Source organism: Hydrogenophaga sedimenti, from assembly GCF_051857515.1.
GTDB lineage: Bacteria > Pseudomonadota > Gammaproteobacteria > Burkholderiales > Burkholderiaceae_C > Hydrogenophaga.
The window spans coordinates 250,572-266,495 of the sequence record NZ_JBPZHA010000003.1 but is presented as its reverse complement, the minus strand read 5'-3'; the positions used below and the strand labels follow the sequence as shown (position 1 = coordinate 266,495).

Genomic DNA, 15,924 nt, shown 5'->3' with positions numbered 1-15,924 from the left:
GTGTAGAGCGCACCGCGCGGCTGTCGCACACTGGGCATGCGCCCTCACACGGCGCGCGCCAACCGTGGTAGTTTCCCAGCCTTCGAATCTGCGATTGCAACCACCATGTCCGACATCCTCGTCCACACCGAAGCCGGCATCACCACGCTGACCTTCAACCGCCCCGACAAGAAGAACTCCATCACCGCCGCCATGTACGGCGCGCTGGCCGATGCGATCGCCGCCGCGGCCGCCGACCCCGCCGTGCGGGTGGTCGTGTTCCAGGGCAACGAAACCACCTTCAGTGCCGGCAACGACATCGGCGACTTCCTGAACAACCCGCCCGCGACCGAAGACTCGCCGGTGTTCCGTTTCCTGCGCGGCATCGCGCAGTTCCCCAAGCCGCTGCTGGCCGCCGTCTGCGGCCCGGCCGTTGGCGTGGGCACGACGATGCTGTTCCACTGCGACCTGGTCTATGCGGGCGACAACGCTGCCTTCTCGATGCCCTTCGTGAACCTGGGTCTGTGCCCCGAGGCCGCGTCGAGCCTGCTGGTGCCGCAGATGATGGGTTACCACCGCGCGGCCGAGGCGCTCCTGCTGGGTGAGCCCTTCATGGCCGAGGCGGCGCTGGAAGTGGGCCTGGTCAACCGCGTGCTGGCGCCCAGCGAAACCACCGGTTACGCGCAGGCCGTGGCCCGCAGGCTGGCGGCCAAGCCGCTGGCCTCGCTGGTCGAGACCAAGCGCCTGATGAAGAAGGGCAACGCCGCACAGGTCATGGCCGTGATGGCCGAAGAGGGTGCGAGCTTTGGCCGCATGCTCGGCGAGCCGGCCGCGAAGGAAGCCTTCGGCGCCTTCATGGAACGCCGCAAGCCGGACTTCTCGACGCTCTGATCAGTTCAGCCGGGCGACCCAGTAGGTCGCCCCTTCCGGGCCATAGCGTTCCGCGTGGGGCGCGCCGTGTTCCAGCTCGAACAGCTCGCCCGGTTTGAGGTGCTGCGTCTCTCCACCCACCGTGAGCCACATCTCGCCCTGCACCACCAGGGCCTTGACGGCAAACGGGTGGGTGTGTTCTTCCAGCACGGTGCCAGGCGCCCACACGCGCTCCAGCACTTCGTCAAAGCCCTCGGCCAGGGCGGCACTCTTGAACGTTTCGAAGCTGTTGGGCATGGCGATCTCCTGCGCAAGTGGTGCGAAATTGCACCACGTGCGCCGTCACCTTGCCAGTGTGTGGGTTTGTCTGCGCGGTCCTTGGCCGCCCAGCCCGGCGCTTTCCGGCGCGGGCGCACCTGTGTAGCATCGGCGCATGTCTCACGCAAGGCTGCCCCGATGTCCTACATGCTCCTGATCCACGAACCTGTCGGCCAGCGCGCCACCCGCACCGAAGCCGAAGGCCGCGCCGCCTACGCCGCGATGGTGGCTTTCGGCGAACGCCTGGCGGCGCAGGGCAAGCTCAAGGCGGTCGAGTCGCTGTCGGGCATGGACTCGGCGGTGCGCGTGAGCCACGCACGCGGGCAGGCGCAGACGCTGGACGGCCCGTTCGCCGAGGTCAAGGAAATGGTCGGCGGCTTCTTCCTGCTGCAGGACGTGACCCGCGAGCAGGCCATCGCCTTCGCCCACGAATGCCCGGCCGCACAGTGGTGCACCGTGGAGGTGCGGGCCCTGGCGCCGTGTTTCGACGAGAGCCGTGCCTGATCCGGGTTTTCCCTGAGACTGGCGCCTGTCGAAACACCGCGGGTCATTTCGTCGTACCGGTATGACCACCCAACACCACGAGATCCTGATCCACGCGCCGCGTGAGCACGTCTGGCGCACCATGCTGTTCTCGCCCACCTACGAGCGCTGGGTGGCGACCTTCAGCGAAGGCTCGCGCTACGAGGGCTCCTGGGACGCCGGGTCGACGATCCGCTTCTGCGGCCCGAACGGCGACGGCATGGTCGCCCGGATCGCCGAACACCGGCCGGCCGGCTTCGTGTCCATCTGCCACCTCGGCATGGTCACGGATGGCGTGGAAGACACCACCAGCGAGGCCGTGCGCGCCTGGGCGCCGTGTTTCGAGAACTACACCTTCACCGACGAAGCCGGCGGCACCCGCGTGCGGGTCGACGTCGACGTGTTCGGCACCTACGCCGACTGGATGGCGCAAACCTGGCCCGAGGTCCTGCTGTCGCTGAAATCGGTCTGTGAAACCCCTGCCTGAGGAGAACCCCCATGAGTGCTTCTACTGCCGCCGTTCCCATGTGTGCCGTCGTGCACTTCGAGATGCCTTACAAAGACCGCGAGCGCGCCGAGCGTTTCTACGCCGCCGCCTTCGGCTGGACCCACCAGTTTCTCGGCCCGCAGATGGGCGACTACGTGCTGGTGAGCACCGCGCCTCCGGGGGCCCGCCCGCCCGTGCCGCCCGAAGCGGCGCTCGGCTCGATCAACGGGGGCCTGTTCCCCTTCAAGCCCGACTGGCCGATGCAGCATCCCTCGGTGGTGGTCGGAGTGCCCGACATCCGCGCGGCGATGCAGCGCATCCGGGCCGCTGGCGGCGAGGTGATCGGCGAGCCGATGGCGATTCCCGGCGTGGGTGAGTACGTCGTGTTCCGCGACACCGAGGGCAACCACAACAGCATGATGCAGCCCGACATGGCACCGCCCGAGTGCAAGAGCTGATGCCGAAGGAGGACACCATGCGCTTCATGATCATCGTCAAGTCCTGCGCGGAGTTCGAGGCCGAGACCCGGCCCGACCCGGACCCGGCCGTGATGGCCGCCATGGCCAGCTACCACGAAGAGCTTGCCCGCGCCGGCGTGCTGCTCGAAGGCAACGGCCTGCAGCCCTCCCGCAAGGGCTGGCGCGTTCACTACGGTGCACAGGGCCGGCAGATCGTCGACGGCCCCTTCACCGAAGTCAAGGAGCTGATCGCCGGCTACACGCTGATCCAGGTGCGATCGCGCGAAGAGGCGCTGGAATGGAGCCGGCGCTTTCCCAACCCGGTGCGCGAAGGCGCCGAAGCCGTCGTCGAGGTGCGCCAGGTCTACGAAATGGAAGACTTCGCGCCCAGCGAAGCGCTGGAGACCTTCAAGACCGTCGACCAGTACCTGGCCAAGCCCTGAACGAAGGAGCCCGCGTGATCAAGACTGTGTTGCTGGTGCTCGTCGCCGCCGTCGCCTTGCTGCTGATCTATGCATCGACCCGCCCCGACAGCTTCCGTGTCGAGCGCTCGACCACCATCGCCGCGCCCGCCGAGAAGCTGTTCCCGCTGATCCACGACCTCCAGGCCTTCAACACCTGGAACCCCTACGCGCTCAAAGACCCGGCGATCAGGATCGATTTCGGCGGAGGCCCCACCGCCGGCCCCGGCGCGCGCTACGACTTCGCGGGCAACAAGGACGTGGGCAAGGGCCGCATCACGCTGACCGGCGAGAAGGCGCCGTCGGAAGTGGCGATGCAGCTGGACATGTTCGAACCTTTCGAGGGCCACAACACGGTCGTGTTCTCGCTGGTGCCCGAGGGTGCCGGCACGAAGGTCACCTGGGCCATGCACGGACCCAGCGCCTTCATCACCAAGCTCATGGGCATCTTCTTCAACATGGACCAGATGATCGGCAAGGACTTCGAAGCCGGCCTGGCCAACCTCAAGAAGCTCGCCGAAAAGGCCTGAGCCCCACCACCCGATCCTTTCAGGAGACCACCATGTTCCGCCAGATCTTCGTCAACCTGCCCATCCAGGACATGGCCCGCTCGCAGGCCTTCTTCAAGGCCCTGGGCCTCACGTTCAACCAGCGCTTCACCAACGACAAGGGCGCCTGTCTGGAGATCGGCGAGAACTTCTACGCCATGCTGCTGGTCGAGCCCTTCTTCCAGGGCTTCACCAAGAAGCCGATCAGCGACGCGCACAAGAACACCGAAGTCATCCTGGCCCTGTCGGTGGGCAGCCGCGCCGAGGTCGAAGCCGTGATGGCCAAGGCCGTGGCCGCCGGTGCGGTTCGAATCGATGAAACCAAGGACTACGGCTTCATGGTGCAGGACGGTTTCGCCGACCTCGACGGCCACCAGTGGGAGGTGTTCTGGATGGACGAAACCGCTGCGCCCGAGCAGATGTAATCTGCTCTCGTGCATTCCGCTGTCCACGACACCATCGCCGCCGTCTGGCGCATCGAGTCCGCCCGCATCGTCGCGGCGGTCGCGCGCCGCGTGCGCGATGTGGGCGTGGCCGAGGAGCTGGCGCAGGACGCGCTGGTGGCGGCGCTGGAGCACTGGCCGCGCGACGGATTGCCCGACAAGCCCGGCGCCTGGCTGATGACCACCGCTCTGAACCGCGCGCTCGACCACCTGCGCCACCGCCAGATGGCCGACGCGCGACACAGCGACATTGCCAGCGACCTCGAAGCGATGGAGGCGCACGTGGTGCCCGACTTCAGCGATGCGATCGACCAGCAGCGCGAACACGCCGCCCTCGGCGACGACCTGCTGCGCCTGATCTTCACCGCCTGCCACCCGGTGCTCGGCCCCGAGGCGCGCGTGGCGCTCACGCTCAAGCTGCTGGGTGGCCTGAGCACCGGCGAGATCGCGCGCGCCTACCTTGTGCCCGAGCCCACCATCGCGCAGCGCATCGTGCGCGCCAAGCGCACGCTCAGCGAGGCGAAGGTGCCGTTCGAGGTGCCGCAGGGCGAACAGCTCGCGTTGCGCCTGGGCTCGGTGCTCGAAGTGATCTACCTGATCTTCAACGAGGGCTACACCGCCACCAGCGGCAACGACTGGATGCGCCCCGCGCTGTGCGACGAAGCGCTGCGCCTGGGTCGCATGCTGGCCGGGCTCGCACCGCAGGAATCTGAGGTGTTGGGCCTGCTCGCGCTGATGGAAATCCAGGCCTCGCGCACGGCCGCGCGCACCGACCGCGCAGGCAACCCCATCCTGCTGGCCGACCAGGACCGCGGGCGCTGGGACCGGCTGCTGATCCGCCGCGGCCTGGCCGCGCTCGACCGCGCGCAGGCGCTGGGCCAGCCGGCCGGCCGCTACCGCCTGCAGGCCCAGATCGCCGCCTGCCACGGGCGCGCGGCCAAGGCCGAAGACACCGACTGGCCGCGCATCGCCGCGCTCTACGCCGAGCTCATGCGCGTCGCGCCCTCACCCGTGGTCGAACTCAACCGCGCGGTCGCGGTCAGCATGGCCGAAGGCCCTGCGGCCGGTCTGGCGATTGTTGAAACCCTGCTGCAGGACAAGGCCCTGCAGCGTTACCACTGGCTGCCGGCGGTGCAGGGCGATCTGCTGGAGAAGCTGGGGCGGCGGGACGAAGCGGGGGTGGCGTTCCAGCGGGCGTCGGAGTTGGCGACGAATGACCGGGAGCGGGCACTGCTGCGGGCGCGGGCGCAGCAGGTGACGACCGCGAACTAGTGTCTGCGTGGGCTCCGCGGCCGTGGTGGCGGGCGCAGGCTGGACGCGTTGAAGGCGCTGGAAGCCAGCCTGAATGCGTTCGTCTGCGGGCTTGAATCGGCCTGTGTCGGTGCGCCAGTGCCCGTCGGCCACGGCCAGATGGAAGACGGACTTTGCCAAATCAACGGCGACGGTTGTAGCATTCCCCCCGGACTCCTTTCGTTTGGATGAAGACCTGGTCTCCACGCCAATGAAAACCAGATGCAGCACGCTGCATCTGGTGGCTTACTTCGAACGGTAGACGTCATGCAAATCACCACTGCGTCGCCTTCTGATCTGGAGCATGCCGTTGGCTGCCTGGCCGCTGCGTTTGCCAAAGACCCGATCACGGGATTTCTGCTCCAAACGGGTCCGGGCTACCGGGACCGCGTGACGCAATTCTTCTCCTTGCTGATGCGCGCACGCATGGCTCTCAATATGCCGGTTCTTGTGGCGCGAGGCGCAGTCGCGGTTCATGGTGCGGCGATGGGATACACCACTTCGTACCCATCCTGGCCAAGTGACATCGCAGAGGACTGGGATCACTTCGAAAAGGCGATTCCCGGTCTCACCGACCGAATGGCGCTGTACGACGAGATCGCCGAGGCCAGCAGGCCGTCCTTGCCACACTACTACCTCGGCGCGATCGGCATGGCTCCAGACACGCAGGGCCTGGGCACCGGCGCACAACTGCTCAAGGCTTTCTGTGACCTATCGGCTTCCGACAAGTTGTCCAGGGGGGTCTACCTCGAAACGGCGAACCCATCCAATGTCCGGTTCTACGAGCATGCGGGCTTTGTCGTCACCGGCCAAGGCCAGCTTGGCAAAGCAGATCTGTGGTGCATGTTCCACGCTCACGGGCCACGCGGTGACGCTTAGCCCCGCCGTCAAGGGGACGGTGGGCTTCACAGAGAGCAGCCATGGCCCATCTTCTGCGCTGATGGCTTGGCCGAGAACTTCATGATGCACATCCTCGTGGAAGACATCCAGGCCCGGTGGAACCAGGTCCGTGCAAGCGGTGTCGTCTCCAGGTACGGAGTCCGGTGCACCGACCTGGCGGTGTCTGCTTGGACGTTCGGTGGCGGCTCCTGGCCGATTCGGCCCCCGTCACACCCCCTACACAAACCCTCCCGATGATCCGCCGGTCGGGCGTCCGCTTGCGGGCGCACCGGCCCACACCGATCGTTCGTTCATCCCACCGGAGGGAATCCCCATGTCGTTCTTGCCCCGTGTTCTGGGTCTGGCCTTGCTTGGCCTGGCCGCATCCTCGGCCTTGGCCCAGTCCTCGTCCGACGCCCACCACAGCCGCCGCCTGGGTGGTGTCGAGCGCCCGACCCATGTCCAGCTTGGCCCGCGCCCGTTCTTCCTGGTCGACGACATGGTCGACAGCCCGCTCAAGCGCGAGCTGCAGCAGTGCGCGCGCCGCGGCGAGTTCACGTCGCGCGACTTCTCCATTGGCCACCGCGGCGCCGCGATGCAGTTCCCCGAGCACACGGTCGAGTCGTACACCGCGGCCGCGCGCATGGGCGCGGGTGTGGTCGAGTGCGACGTGACCTTCACCAAAGACAAGGAGCTGGTCTGCCGCCACGCGCAGAACGACCTGCACACGACGACCAACATCCTGGTCACACCGCTGGCCGCCAAGTGCACGCAGCCTTTCGTGCCGGCGGTGCTCGACGCCGACGGCAAGGTGGTGACGCCGGCCAAGGCCGAGTGCCGCGCCAGCGACATCACGCTGGCCGAGTTCAAGACCCTGCGCGGCAAGATGGACGCCTTCAACCCGGCCGCGCGCACGCCCGAGCAGTACCTGGGCGGCACGGCCAACTGGCGCACCGATCTCTACGCCGGCCCGACCAGCGGCACGCTGGTGACGCACGCCGAGTCGATCGAGCTGTTCAAGAAGCTGGGCGTGAAGATGACGCCCGAGCTCAAGAGCGCCAGCGTGACCATGCCGTTCGAGGGCTTCACGCAGCAGGCCTACGCGCAGAAGATGATCGACGAGTACAAGAAGGCCCGCGTGAACCCGCGCAACGTGTTCGCGCAGTCGTTCAACATCGACGACATCCTGTACTGGGTGAACAACGAGGCCGCGTTCGGCAAGCAGGCGGTCTACCTGGACGACGCCAACACGGTGGCCGACCTGCCGGACTACAACACCCTGGTGGGCTACAAGACCAAGGGCATCAACATCTGGGCACCGCCGATCTTCGCGCTGCTGGCGGCCGACAACGGCAAGATCGTGCCCTCGCAGGCCGCGAAGGACGCCAAGGCCGCGGGCCTGGGCCTGATCACCTGGTCGTTCGAGCGCTCGGGCATCCTGGCCGATGGCAACAACGGTTCGTACTACCAGACCTTCGACAGCGCGGTGAAGACCGAGGGCGACATGCTGAACGCGCTGCACGTGCTGGCCAAGGAGGTGGGCGTGATGGGCGTGTTCTCCGACTGGCCGGCGACCACGACCTTCTACGCCAACTGCATGGGCCTGCGCTGAGCGCGAAGGCCTGACCGGGTGCCTGGGGGGCGGTCAGCCCAGCCAGGCATCCAGCTGCTCTGCCGTGACGAAGCCCAGCGCCAGCGCCGCCTCGCGCAGGTTCAGGTCGTGGGCCAGGGCGTGTTTCGCGATCTGTGCCGCGCGCTCGTAGCCGATGTGCGGCGCCAGCGCGGTGACCCGCATCAGCGAGCGCCGCAGCAGTTCGTCGATGCGCCGCCGGTCCGGGGCCATGCCGCGGGCGCAGTGCTCGTCGAAGCTGGCCATCGCGTCGGTCAGCAGGCGGATGCTCAGCAGCAGGTTGTGCGCGATCAGCGGTTTGTAGGCGTTGAGTTCGAAGTGACCCGACGCGCCCGCCAGGGTGACCGCGGCGTCGTGGCCCACCACCTGGCAGCAGACCATGGTCAGCGCCTCGCACTGGGTCGGGTTGACCTTGCCCGGCATGATCGAGCTGCCCGGTTCGTTCTCGGGCAGCTGCAGCTCGCCCAGGCCGCAGCGCGGCCCCGAAGCCAGCCAGCGCACGTCGTTGGCGATCTTGGTGAGCGCGACCGCGAGGGTCTTCAAGGCGGCGTGCGCGTGGACCATCGCGTCGTGCGCGGCCATGGCGGCGTAGCGGTTGGGCGCGCAGCGCAGCGGCAGGCCGGTTTCCTCCGCGAGCTGCGCGGCCACCAGATCGCCGAACCGCGGGTGCGTGTTCAGGCCGTTGCCGACGGCGGTGCCGCCGATCGCCAGGTCGTGCAGCGCCGGCAGGCTGTGGGCAATCCCCTGTTCGGTGTGGTCGAGCTGCGCGACCCAGCCGGACATTTCGTCGCCCAGGGTCAGTGGCGTGGCGTCCTGCAGGTGCGTGCGCCCGACCTTCACGATGTCCGCGCATCGCGCCGACTGCTCCGCCAGCGTGCCCCGCAGGGCGTGCAGGGCGGGCAGCAGCGAGGCCTGCAGAGCGGCGGCGGTGGCCATGTGCATCGCCGTCGGGAAGACGTCGTTGGACGACTGGCCGAGGTTGACCTGGTCGTTGGGGTGCACGCTGCGTTGCGCGCCCCGGCCGGCGCCCAGCAGCTCGGACGCCCGGTTGGCCAGCACCTCGTTCATGTTCATGTGGGTCTGGGTGCCGGAACCGGTCTGCCAGAGCGAGAGCGGGAACGCGCTGTCGTGCCGGTGCGCCAGCACCTCGTCGGCGGCCGATGCGATGGCCTCGGCCACGCGCCGGTCCAGCATGCCCAGGTCGGCGTTGACCCGGGCGGCGGCGCGCTTGATCCGGGCCAGCGCCATCAGCAGGTCCGGCGGCATCTTTTCATCGGAGATGCGGAAGAAGTGCAGCGAGCGCTGGGTCTGCGCGCCCCAGAGGGCGTCGGCAGGCACGGCAACCTCGCCCAGGGTGTCGTGTTCGGTCCGTGTCGGGTGTGGCATGGCAGCCTCCTCGGGCGATCCTGCGCGCGCGACCCGGCGGTGTCAAACCCGTGGTGCCCGGCGGCATAGTTCTTCCGGAGTATTCAGTGACTCCAGGGTTTGGTCGAAAACCTCTGCATCAGGCCGTGGTGTTCGCGTGCCAGGGGCAAGTCATGTGGAGTGTTTCGAGGTACCGGATCGGCGCGCGGTTGATGACCGGCTTCGGCGGGATGTTGTTGCTGATCGTGGGCCTGGTCGGGTCGTCGCTGCTGTCGCTGCAGGACATTGGCCAGGAAAACCACCAGCTGCTGGATCAGGAGCTGGTGAAGGTGGCGGCGGTGTCGGTGGTCGACACGGCCACGCGGGCCAACGGCCTGGCCTCGGCCGAGCTGCTGCTGGTGGAGCCGCAGCAGGTGCCGCAGGTGCAGGCCCGCATCGCCCGCAACCGGCAGGCGATTGACACGGCGCTGGAGACGCTGGACCGGCTGGTGGTGATGCCCGAGGGCAAGGCCGCACTGGCGCAGCTGCGCACCGCGCGGGCGGCCTATGTGGCGTCTTTCGTGAAGGTCGCGCCGCTGGTGCTGGCCGGCCGGGCCGACGACGCCCGGCTGCTGATGCGCGACGAAACCCTGCCGGCGCTGGATCGGCTGCAGCAGCCGATCGACACGCTGCGCAAGCTCCAGGAGACACGGGCCCGGCAACGCGGTGACGCGGTGAGCGCGGCCATCGACAGCGCCGACCGCCTGCAGCTGGGGCTGGGGGTGGCGGCGCTGGTGCTCGGTCTGGTGGCGGCGGTGCTGCTGGCGCGCAGCATCGTGCGCCCGCTGCGGCAAGGGGTGGCGGTGGCCGACCGGATCGCCGCCGGCGACCTCACACAGCCGGTGGACGCACAGGGCAGCGACGAAGTGGCCGATCTGCTGCGGGCGCTGGGCACCATGCAGGACGGCTTGCGCAACCTGGTGACGCAGGTCCATCGCGGGGTGGATCACGTGGGCTCGGCCTCGGCGCAGATCGCCAGTGCCAACAAGGACCTGAGCAGCCGCACCGAGGCCCAGGCCAGCGCGCTGGAGCAGTCGGCGGCGTCGATGGAGCAGCTCAGCAGCGCCATCGCCATCAACGCCGACAGTGCGCAGGCCGCCCGCTCGCTGGCCACCGATGCCTCGCGGGCGGCCGAGGCCGGGGGTGAGACGGTGGGCGCGGTGGTGCGCACCATGCGCAGCATCGATGAGGGTTCCCGGCGCATCGCGGAAATCATCGGCGTGATCGACGGCATCGCGTTCCAGACCAACATCCTGGCGCTGAACGCGGCGGTGGAAGCGGCGCGCGCCGGTGAGCAGGGGCGCGGGTTTGCCGTGGTGGCCTCGGAGGTGCGGGCGCTGGCGGGCCGCTCGGCCGACGCCGCGCGCCAGATCAAGCAACTGATCGAGGCCAGCGTGGACCAGGTGAGCTCCGGCACCACCCTGGCCGACCAGGCGGGGGCCGCGATGACCGAGGTGGTGCAATCGATCCGGCGCGTGAACCAGCTGGTGGTGGACATCGCCGGGGCGATGCAGGAGCAGAGCACGGGCGTGTCCCAGATGGGCGAGGCCATCACTCAGCTGGACCAGGCGACGCAGCAGAACGCGGCGCTGGTGGAGGAGACCGCGGCGGCTTCGCAGAGCCTGGACGATCAGGCGCGGCATCTGGTGACCTCGGTCGCGCAGTTCCGCATCGCCGCGGCGGCGGGCTGAGGCTCAGGTCATGTGGCGCGGTTCGCCAGCGTGCAGGCTGGCCTGCTGCAGGTCGCCCGGCTGGTGTCCGAGCGAGTAGGGGATGCTGACGAACGCCACGGTGGCAACGACGAACAGGGTCGGCAGCGCGACGCGCAGCATGGACAGGATGAGTTGCTTGACTTCGGTGGGCATGTGGGGCTCCTGGGCTCGGGTCAGGTCCGGGGTGGGCCTGTGGGGACATGTTGGAGCCGCCGCCTTGAACGGGGCGTGAACGCGGCGTTCACCCGGGCGCCGGTCCAGCCGGTCGGCGGTCCGGCTACAGTTCTGCCGCGCCCGGCCGAAAGGGCGGGTATTTCGCGAAAGAACCGCTCCATGCGTCCCCTGCCGACCCTTCCGCTGTGTGTTGTTGTCCTGGCCCTGGCTGGCTGTGCCCTGCCGGTGGACCGGGGCGGGACGTCGTTGGAGGTCGGCATCGACGGGGTGGCCTGTGAAGGCCGCGCGCCCGACACCGTGCCCGGCCTGATGCCCTCGGACAACCCGGCCCTGCTGTGGCAGGCCCGGCTCGCTTCCGGCCAGGGCGGAACCTGCACGGCCAAGGTGTATGCGGTGCAGCAGCCCGTGACGCTCTACCGGGTGTTCGACTCGACCGTGCCGTATTCCCGGTTCGGCGGCTGGTGGTCGATGGTCCCGCCGGCCGGGACGCCCGAGAGCTACCGCAACGCCTTTGCCATCTGCCCGGCCTGGAGCCGGCTGGACCGCGTCGTGTCTTGCGAAGTGCACCCGGGCACGCAGGTCGTGGTCGGCACCACGCAGAGCGTCACCTGCGGCGACGGCCAGGTGTTTCCGAAGACGGCCGATGTCCAGGTCTTTGTGCCCAACAACGGCGAAAAGGGCATCTTCCACACCGGCGCCTGCAGCCCGCCGGCCGTCTGGCCGTAGGTGACGCCCGACCGACGGTGCTCATGGCACGAAGGTCAGGAACAGGAAGGCCGCGAACACCACCAGGTGGATCGCGCCCTGCATCAGGTTGGTCCGGCCCGAGCCGAGGGTGATCGTGCCGACGATGAAGGTCAGCGTCAGCAGGGCCATGTCCTTGGAGTCGATGCCCAGCGTCAGCGGCAGACCCAGCCACACGGCCGCGATCACCACCACCGGAATCGTCAGGCCGATCGAGGCCAGCGCCGACCCGAGGGCCAGGTTCATGCTGGTCTGCAGGCGGTTGGCGCGGGCCGCGCGGATGGCGGCCCAGGTCTCCGGTGCCAGCACGACGATCGCGATCAGCGTGCCGACCACGGCGGTCGGTGCCTGCCACTGGTGCACCAGCCGCTCCAGCGAGGGCGACAGCAGCTTGGCCAGCCCGACCACGCCCACCAGCGCCACCAGCAGCAGCACGAAGCTGACCGTCGCTTCGCGGGTGGACGGCGGCTCGGCGTGCACCGACTCGTCGGCGGCGTCTTCCTCGGGCAGGAAGTAGTCGCGGTGGCGCACGGTCTGGATGAACACGAACACCAGCCAGAGCAGCAGCGAACCCGCCGCCACGAACACCAGCTGCGAGGCGGTGTAGCTGGCGCCGGGCGCGCTGGTGGTCAGCGAGGGCATCACCAGCACCAGCGCCGACATCACCACCAGGGCCGCCAGGCCCGAACCGGTGCCTTCGATCCGGAACGCCTGCTCCCGGTGGCGCAGGCCGCCCAGCAGCAGGCAGACCCCGACCACGCCGTTGCAGATGATCATGACCGCCGAGTAGATCGTGTCGCGCGGCACGGTGGCCGCGTTCGCACCGCCGGCCAGCATCATCGACAGCACCAGCGCCACCTCGATCACCGTGACCGCCAGCGCCAGCACCAGCGTGCCGAACGGCTCGCCGACCTTGTGCGCGATCACCTCGGCGTGGTGCACGGCGCTGGTCACCGCCAGCACCAGCGCGGGCACCGCCACCAGCAACAAGGCGTTGTGGGCAGGCAGCAGGAGGCCGGCGGCGAGCACGCCGACAGCGAAAAGGGGAAAGAGCACAAACCGGTCCATGGACCCATTGTGGCGTCTCCGGCTTTCGGACAAGATGGCGCCGAGCGATAGACCCGCAAACGACCATCCAGGAGACCGACATGCAGACCCGAGCCACCTTCAGACGCATGGAAGAGAGCACCCGCGAAGACTGGGCCTGCATCCTTCCCGAAGCCATGGCGATGGCGAAATCGCTGCCCGACCGCGTGCTCGACCACCTGAAGCTGCTCGACGGCGACCACGGCGGTTTTCCGGTCGACCGCCTGACCCACAGCCTGCAGGCGGCGACGCTGGCGCTGCGGGACGGCCGCGACGAGGAGTACGTGGTCTGCGCGCTGCTGCACGACATCGGCGACACCCTCGGGTCGTTCAACCACCCCGACATCGCCGCCGCGATCCTCAAGCCCTTCGTGAGCGAAGAGAACTTGTGGATGGTGCAGCACCACGGCATCTTCCAGGGCTACAACTTCTTCCACCACATCGGCCTGGACCGCAACATGCGCGACATGTTCAGGGACCATCCGCACTACCAGCGCACGGCCGAGTTCGTCGAGCGCTACGACAACCCGGCCTTCGATCCGGCGATGGAGGCGCTGCCGCTGAGCCACTTCGAGCCGATGCTGCGCCGGCTGATGGCGGCGCCGAAGAACTCGGTCTACAAGGCGGCGCTGCCGGTGGAGAAGGCGGCCGCCTGATGCGCATCCCTGTCGTGCACATGGCCCGGGTCTGTGTCGCGGCGCTGTCGCTGCTCGCCGCGGCCTCCGGCGCGCAGGCGCTGTCCGCCCTGAAGATCGCCACGGCGCTGCAGGAGGACGGGCGCCCGGTGGCCCTGGAGCTCGTCATCGCCCGGCCAGCCGGTGACGGCCCGTTCCCGACGCTTGTGTTCAACCACGGTTCGGTGGGCAACGGCAACGACCCCCGGGAGGTCAGCCACACGGTCACCTACCCCGAGCTGGCGGCCTTCTTCAACGAGCGGGGATGGATGGTGGTGTTCCCGCAGCGGCGTGGCCGGGGCCAGTCGGATGGCCGCTACGCCGAGGGCTGGCAGCCCGAGGCCGGGCGCTACGCCTGCGATCCCTCGGTGTCGCTGGCGGGGCTGGAGCGCGCGACGCAGGATCTGGCCGAGGTGACCGGGTACCTGGCGACCCGGACGAACGTGGACCCCAAGCGCATGCTCATTGGCGGGCACTCGAAGGGCGGTCTCCTGGCCATGGTGGTGGCCGCCTCACAGCCGGAGCGCTTTGCGGGCGTGCTGAACTTCGTGGGCGGCTGGGTCGGCGAGCGCTGCGAAACGGCGGAGCAGATCAATGGCGACAGCTTCCGCAAGGCGGCGGTCTTTCCCGGACCCACCCTGTGGCTCTACGGAGAGCGCGACCCGTACTACCGCATCGCCCACAGCCAGGGGAACTTCGCGGCGTTCACCGCCGCGGGCGGCAAGGGCCGGTTTCAGGTGCTGACGTTCGGCCCGTTTCGGAACGACCACCAGATCGTCCGCAGCCGCGCCATCTGGACGGAGCCGATGGCGCAATTCCTCCAGGGCCTCGGTCAACCGTAGCGCGCGACGTCCAGGCCTTCCATGCTGATCTCCGGCGTGCGGCCGGCGATCAGGTCGGCCATCACGCGGCCGGTGCCGGTGGCCATGGTCCAGCCCAGGGTGCCGTGGCCGGTGGAGAGCAGCAGGTTGTCGTACTTGCAATCGCCGACGATGGGTGTGCCGTCGGGCGTCATGGGTCGCAGGCCGGTCCAGAACTCGGCCTTGGCCACGTCGCCGGCGCGGGGGAACAGGTCGGTGACGACGAACTCAAGCGTCTTGCGCCGGCCCTCGCTGAGTTCCAGGTCGAAGCCGGAGAGCTGTGCCGTGCCGCCGACGCGGATGCGGTCGCCCAGGCGCGTGACGGCGACCTTGTGGGTCTCGTCCATGATGGTCGACTCGGGGGCCTTGTGGGCGTTGGTGATCGGCACGGTGATCGAGAAGCCCTTGACCGGGTAGACCGGGATGCGGATGCCCAGCGGCGCGAGCATGGCGGTCGAGTAGCTGCCCAGCGCGAGCACATAGCGGTCGGCGGTCTTGAGGCCTTCGCTGGTGCGCACGCCGGTGATCTGGTTGCCGCTGCGCTCCAGCGCCTCGATGCCGACGCCGAAGCGGAACTTCACGCCCAGGGCCTTGGCCTTCTCGGCCAGCGTGTTGGTGAACTTGAAGCAGTCGCCGGTCTCGTCGCCGGGCAGGCGCAGCGCGCCGACGAACTTCTCCTTCACGTCGGCCAGCGCGGGTTCGTACTTCAGGTAGCCGGCCTGGTCGAGCACCTGGTAGGGCACGCCATATTCCTTCAGGATCTCGATGTCCTTGGCGGTGCCGTCGAGCTGCTTCTGGGTGCGGAAGAGTTGCAGCGTGCCCTGCTCGCGGTGGTCGTACTCGATGCCGATGTCGGCGCGCAGTTCCTTCAGGCAGTCGCGGCTGTACTCGGCCAGTCGCACCATGCGCCCCTTGTTGACCTGGTAGCGCGCCTCGGTGCAGTTGCGCAGCATGGACGCGCCCCAGCGCCACATGGCCGGGTCCAGCATGGGCTTGATCACCAGCGGGCTGTGGTGCATCAGCAGCCACTTGATGGCCTTGACCGGCACGCCGGGGCCGGCCCAGGGGGCCGAGTAGCCGGGCGAGACTTCGCCCGCGTTGGCATAGCTGGTTTCCAGCGCCGGGCCGGGCTGGCGCTCGATCACTTCGACCTCGTGGCCATCGCGCGCCAGGTAATACGCGATCGTCGTGCCGATCACACCGCTGCCCAGAACCAGTACCCGCATTGTTTTTCTCCGACGTGGCCCGCGGCGCGATGGCGTCGCTGGGGCCCAGTGCTGTCTTTTTGCAAGCACCGTGCCACCTCAGCGGCCGCGGTAAGTGCCTGATCCACAAAGGGAAACCCGCGGGCCTTGATTGTGGTGTATTGGATTCATTCCGTTTTC

Annotated in this window: 19 protein-coding genes; 14 read left to right on the top strand and 5 right to left on the bottom strand. The window is 68.5% G+C overall.

Translation table 11 applies throughout. From position 1 onward, the window contains the following. Window positions 1-105: 105 nt before the first annotated feature. Window positions 106-870 (top strand): enoyl-CoA hydratase, encoded by a 765-nt coding sequence (locus ACS5NL_RS06400; RefSeq protein WP_439352807.1) that lies wholly within the window; start codon window positions 106-108, stop codon window positions 868-870. Here the strand turns inward: ACS5NL_RS06400 and ACS5NL_RS06395 are convergent, their stop codons facing one another. After that, the gene (locus tag ACS5NL_RS06395; RefSeq protein ID WP_439352806.1) at window positions 871-1,146 is read right to left on the bottom strand and encodes a cupin domain-containing protein; all 276 of its coding nucleotides are present in this window, start codon (window positions 1,144-1,146) and stop codon (window positions 871-873) included. Between the two features lie 159 nt (window positions 1,147-1,305). Here ACS5NL_RS06395 and ACS5NL_RS06390 point away from each other — a divergent pair, with 159 nt between their 5' ends. The 9 genes from ACS5NL_RS06390 (at window position 1,306) to ACS5NL_RS06350 (ending at window position 7,867) form a co-directional block, all read left to right on the top strand. Beyond that, window positions 1,306-1,671: a YciI family protein gene (locus tag ACS5NL_RS06390; RefSeq protein WP_439352805.1), complete on the top strand. Its 366-nt coding sequence runs from the start codon at window positions 1,306-1,308 to the stop codon at window positions 1,669-1,671. A gap of 61 nt (window positions 1,672-1,732) precedes the next feature. Next, window positions 1,733-2,176: an SRPBCC family protein gene (locus tag ACS5NL_RS06385; RefSeq protein ID WP_439352804.1), complete on the top strand. Its 444-nt coding sequence runs from the start codon at window positions 1,733-1,735 to the stop codon at window positions 2,174-2,176. Window positions 2,177-2,187: 11 nt separating this feature from the next. Then, window positions 2,188-2,634 (top strand): VOC family protein, encoded by a 447-nt coding sequence (locus tag ACS5NL_RS06380; protein ID WP_439352803.1) that lies wholly within the window; start codon window positions 2,188-2,190, stop codon window positions 2,632-2,634. 17 nt (window positions 2,635-2,651) lie between these two features. Beyond that, window positions 2,652-3,077 carry a YciI family protein gene (locus ACS5NL_RS06375; RefSeq protein ID WP_439352802.1) on the top strand — a complete coding sequence of 142 codons (426 nt, stop codon included), beginning with the start codon at window positions 2,652-2,654 and terminating at the stop codon, window positions 3,075-3,077. 14 nt (window positions 3,078-3,091) lie between these two features. Continuing rightward, complete coding sequence (locus ACS5NL_RS06370) at window positions 3,092-3,625, top strand: SRPBCC family protein (protein WP_439352801.1); 534 nt, start codon at window positions 3,092-3,094, stop codon at window positions 3,623-3,625. A gap of 32 nt (window positions 3,626-3,657) precedes the next feature. Further along, window positions 3,658-4,068 (top strand): VOC family protein, encoded by a 411-nt coding sequence (locus tag ACS5NL_RS06365; RefSeq protein WP_439352800.1) that lies wholly within the window; start codon window positions 3,658-3,660, stop codon window positions 4,066-4,068. A 9-nt stretch (window positions 4,069-4,077) separates the two neighbouring features. Then, a complete protein-coding gene (locus ACS5NL_RS06360; protein ID WP_439352799.1) occupies window positions 4,078-5,358 on the top strand; it encodes an RNA polymerase sigma factor in 1,281 nt (426 codons plus the stop codon). Between the two features lie 285 nt (window positions 5,359-5,643). Beyond that, the gene (locus ACS5NL_RS06355; RefSeq protein ID WP_439352798.1) at window positions 5,644-6,255 is read left to right on the top strand and encodes a GNAT family N-acetyltransferase; all 612 of its coding nucleotides are present in this window, start codon (window positions 5,644-5,646) and stop codon (window positions 6,253-6,255) included. 334 nt (window positions 6,256-6,589) lie between these two features. Beyond that, window positions 6,590-7,867, top strand: coding sequence for a glycerophosphodiester phosphodiesterase family protein (locus tag ACS5NL_RS06350; RefSeq protein ID WP_439352797.1), 1,278 nt, complete (start codon window positions 6,590-6,592; stop codon window positions 7,865-7,867). Between the two features lie 33 nt (window positions 7,868-7,900). Here the strand turns inward: ACS5NL_RS06350 and fumC are convergent, their stop codons facing one another. Then, window positions 7,901-9,271: a class II fumarate hydratase gene (fumC, locus tag ACS5NL_RS06345; RefSeq protein WP_439352796.1), complete on the bottom strand. Its 1,371-nt coding sequence runs from the start codon at window positions 9,269-9,271 to the stop codon at window positions 7,901-7,903. A gap of 152 nt (window positions 9,272-9,423) precedes the next feature. On the opposite strand from fumC, the gene ACS5NL_RS06340 reads away from it, so the two are divergent. Continuing rightward, on the top strand, window positions 9,424-10,980 hold the full coding sequence (locus ACS5NL_RS06340) for a methyl-accepting chemotaxis protein (RefSeq protein ID WP_439352795.1): 1,557 nt from the start codon (window positions 9,424-9,426) through the stop codon (window positions 10,978-10,980). A gap of 3 nt (window positions 10,981-10,983) precedes the next feature. Here ACS5NL_RS06340 and ACS5NL_RS06335 read toward each other — a convergent pair whose 3' ends face one another. Next, on the bottom strand, window positions 10,984-11,154 hold the full coding sequence (locus ACS5NL_RS06335; RefSeq protein WP_439352794.1) for a hypothetical protein: 171 nt from the start codon (window positions 11,152-11,154) through the stop codon (window positions 10,984-10,986). Window positions 11,155-11,334: 180 nt separating this feature from the next. On the opposite strand from ACS5NL_RS06335, the gene ACS5NL_RS06330 reads away from it, so the two are divergent. Beyond that, window positions 11,335-11,901, top strand: coding sequence for a hypothetical protein (locus tag ACS5NL_RS06330; protein WP_439352793.1), 567 nt, complete (start codon window positions 11,335-11,337; stop codon window positions 11,899-11,901). 21 nt (window positions 11,902-11,922) lie between these two features. Here ACS5NL_RS06330 and ACS5NL_RS06325 read toward each other — a convergent pair whose 3' ends face one another. Continuing rightward, window positions 11,923-12,987, bottom strand: a complete 1,065-nt coding sequence (locus tag ACS5NL_RS06325) for a calcium:cation antiporter (RefSeq protein ID WP_439352792.1) — start codon at window positions 12,985-12,987, stop codon at window positions 11,923-11,925. A gap of 80 nt (window positions 12,988-13,067) precedes the next feature. On the opposite strand from ACS5NL_RS06325, the gene ACS5NL_RS06320 reads away from it, so the two are divergent. Both ACS5NL_RS06320 and ACS5NL_RS06315 read left to right on the top strand, forming a co-directional pair. Then, window positions 13,068-13,661 carry an HD domain-containing protein gene (locus ACS5NL_RS06320; protein WP_439352791.1) on the top strand — a complete coding sequence of 198 codons (594 nt, stop codon included), beginning with the start codon at window positions 13,068-13,070 and terminating at the stop codon, window positions 13,659-13,661. Further along, window positions 13,661-14,521, top strand: coding sequence for an alpha/beta hydrolase family protein (locus ACS5NL_RS06315; RefSeq protein ID WP_439352790.1), 861 nt, complete (start codon window positions 13,661-13,663; stop codon window positions 14,519-14,521). The genes ACS5NL_RS06320 and ACS5NL_RS06315 overlap by 1 nt, the downstream gene beginning before the upstream one ends. On the opposite strand, the gene ACS5NL_RS06310 is transcribed toward ACS5NL_RS06315, so the two are convergent. Continuing rightward, window positions 14,512-15,765 carry a D-amino acid dehydrogenase gene (locus ACS5NL_RS06310; RefSeq protein ID WP_439352789.1) on the bottom strand — a complete coding sequence of 418 codons (1,254 nt, stop codon included), beginning with the start codon at window positions 15,763-15,765 and terminating at the stop codon, window positions 14,512-14,514. The two genes, ACS5NL_RS06315 and ACS5NL_RS06310, sit on opposite strands and share 10 nt — an antisense overlap. Window positions 15,766-15,924 lie beyond the last annotated feature (159 nt).

Excerpts from the sequence above, each read along its gene's own strand:
- ACS5NL_RS06335 (WP_439352794.1), bottom strand. The coding sequence starts at position 11,154 with ATGCCCACCGAAGTCAAGCAACTCATCCTGTCCATGCTGCGCGTCGCG.
- ACS5NL_RS06400 (WP_439352807.1), top strand. The coding sequence starts at position 106 with ATGTCCGACATCCTCGTCCACACCGAAGCCGGCATCACCACGCTGACC.
- fumC (WP_439352796.1), bottom strand. The coding sequence starts at position 9,271 with ATGCCACACCCGACACGGACCGAACACGACACCCTGGGCGAGGTTGCC.
- ACS5NL_RS06340 (WP_439352795.1), top strand. The coding sequence starts at position 9,424 with ATGTGGAGTGTTTCGAGGTACCGGATCGGCGCGCGGTTGATGACCGGC.
- ACS5NL_RS06365 (WP_439352800.1), top strand. The coding sequence starts at position 3,658 with ATGTTCCGCCAGATCTTCGTCAACCTGCCCATCCAGGACATGGCCCGC.
- ACS5NL_RS06350 (WP_439352797.1), top strand. The coding sequence starts at position 6,590 with ATGTCGTTCTTGCCCCGTGTTCTGGGTCTGGCCTTGCTTGGCCTGGCC.
- ACS5NL_RS06385 (WP_439352804.1), top strand. The coding sequence starts at position 1,733 with ATGACCACCCAACACCACGAGATCCTGATCCACGCGCCGCGTGAGCAC.
- ACS5NL_RS06315 (WP_439352790.1), top strand. The coding sequence starts at position 13,661 with ATGCGCATCCCTGTCGTGCACATGGCCCGGGTCTGTGTCGCGGCGCTG.
- ACS5NL_RS06325 (WP_439352792.1), bottom strand. The coding sequence starts at position 12,987 with ATGGACCGGTTTGTGCTCTTTCCCCTTTTCGCTGTCGGCGTGCTCGCC.
- ACS5NL_RS06330 (WP_439352793.1), top strand. The coding sequence starts at position 11,335 with ATGCGTCCCCTGCCGACCCTTCCGCTGTGTGTTGTTGTCCTGGCCCTG.
- ACS5NL_RS06310 (WP_439352789.1), bottom strand. The coding sequence starts at position 15,765 with ATGCGGGTACTGGTTCTGGGCAGCGGTGTGATCGGCACGACGATCGCG.
- ACS5NL_RS06380 (WP_439352803.1), top strand. The coding sequence starts at position 2,188 with ATGAGTGCTTCTACTGCCGCCGTTCCCATGTGTGCCGTCGTGCACTTC.
- ACS5NL_RS06390 (WP_439352805.1), top strand. The coding sequence starts at position 1,306 with ATGTCCTACATGCTCCTGATCCACGAACCTGTCGGCCAGCGCGCCACC.
- ACS5NL_RS06375 (WP_439352802.1), top strand. The coding sequence starts at position 2,652 with ATGCGCTTCATGATCATCGTCAAGTCCTGCGCGGAGTTCGAGGCCGAG.
- ACS5NL_RS06320 (WP_439352791.1), top strand. The coding sequence starts at position 13,068 with ATGCAGACCCGAGCCACCTTCAGACGCATGGAAGAGAGCACCCGCGAA.
- ACS5NL_RS06355 (WP_439352798.1), top strand. The coding sequence starts at position 5,644 with ATGCAAATCACCACTGCGTCGCCTTCTGATCTGGAGCATGCCGTTGGC.
- ACS5NL_RS06395 (WP_439352806.1), bottom strand. The coding sequence starts at position 1,146 with ATGCCCAACAGCTTCGAAACGTTCAAGAGTGCCGCCCTGGCCGAGGGC.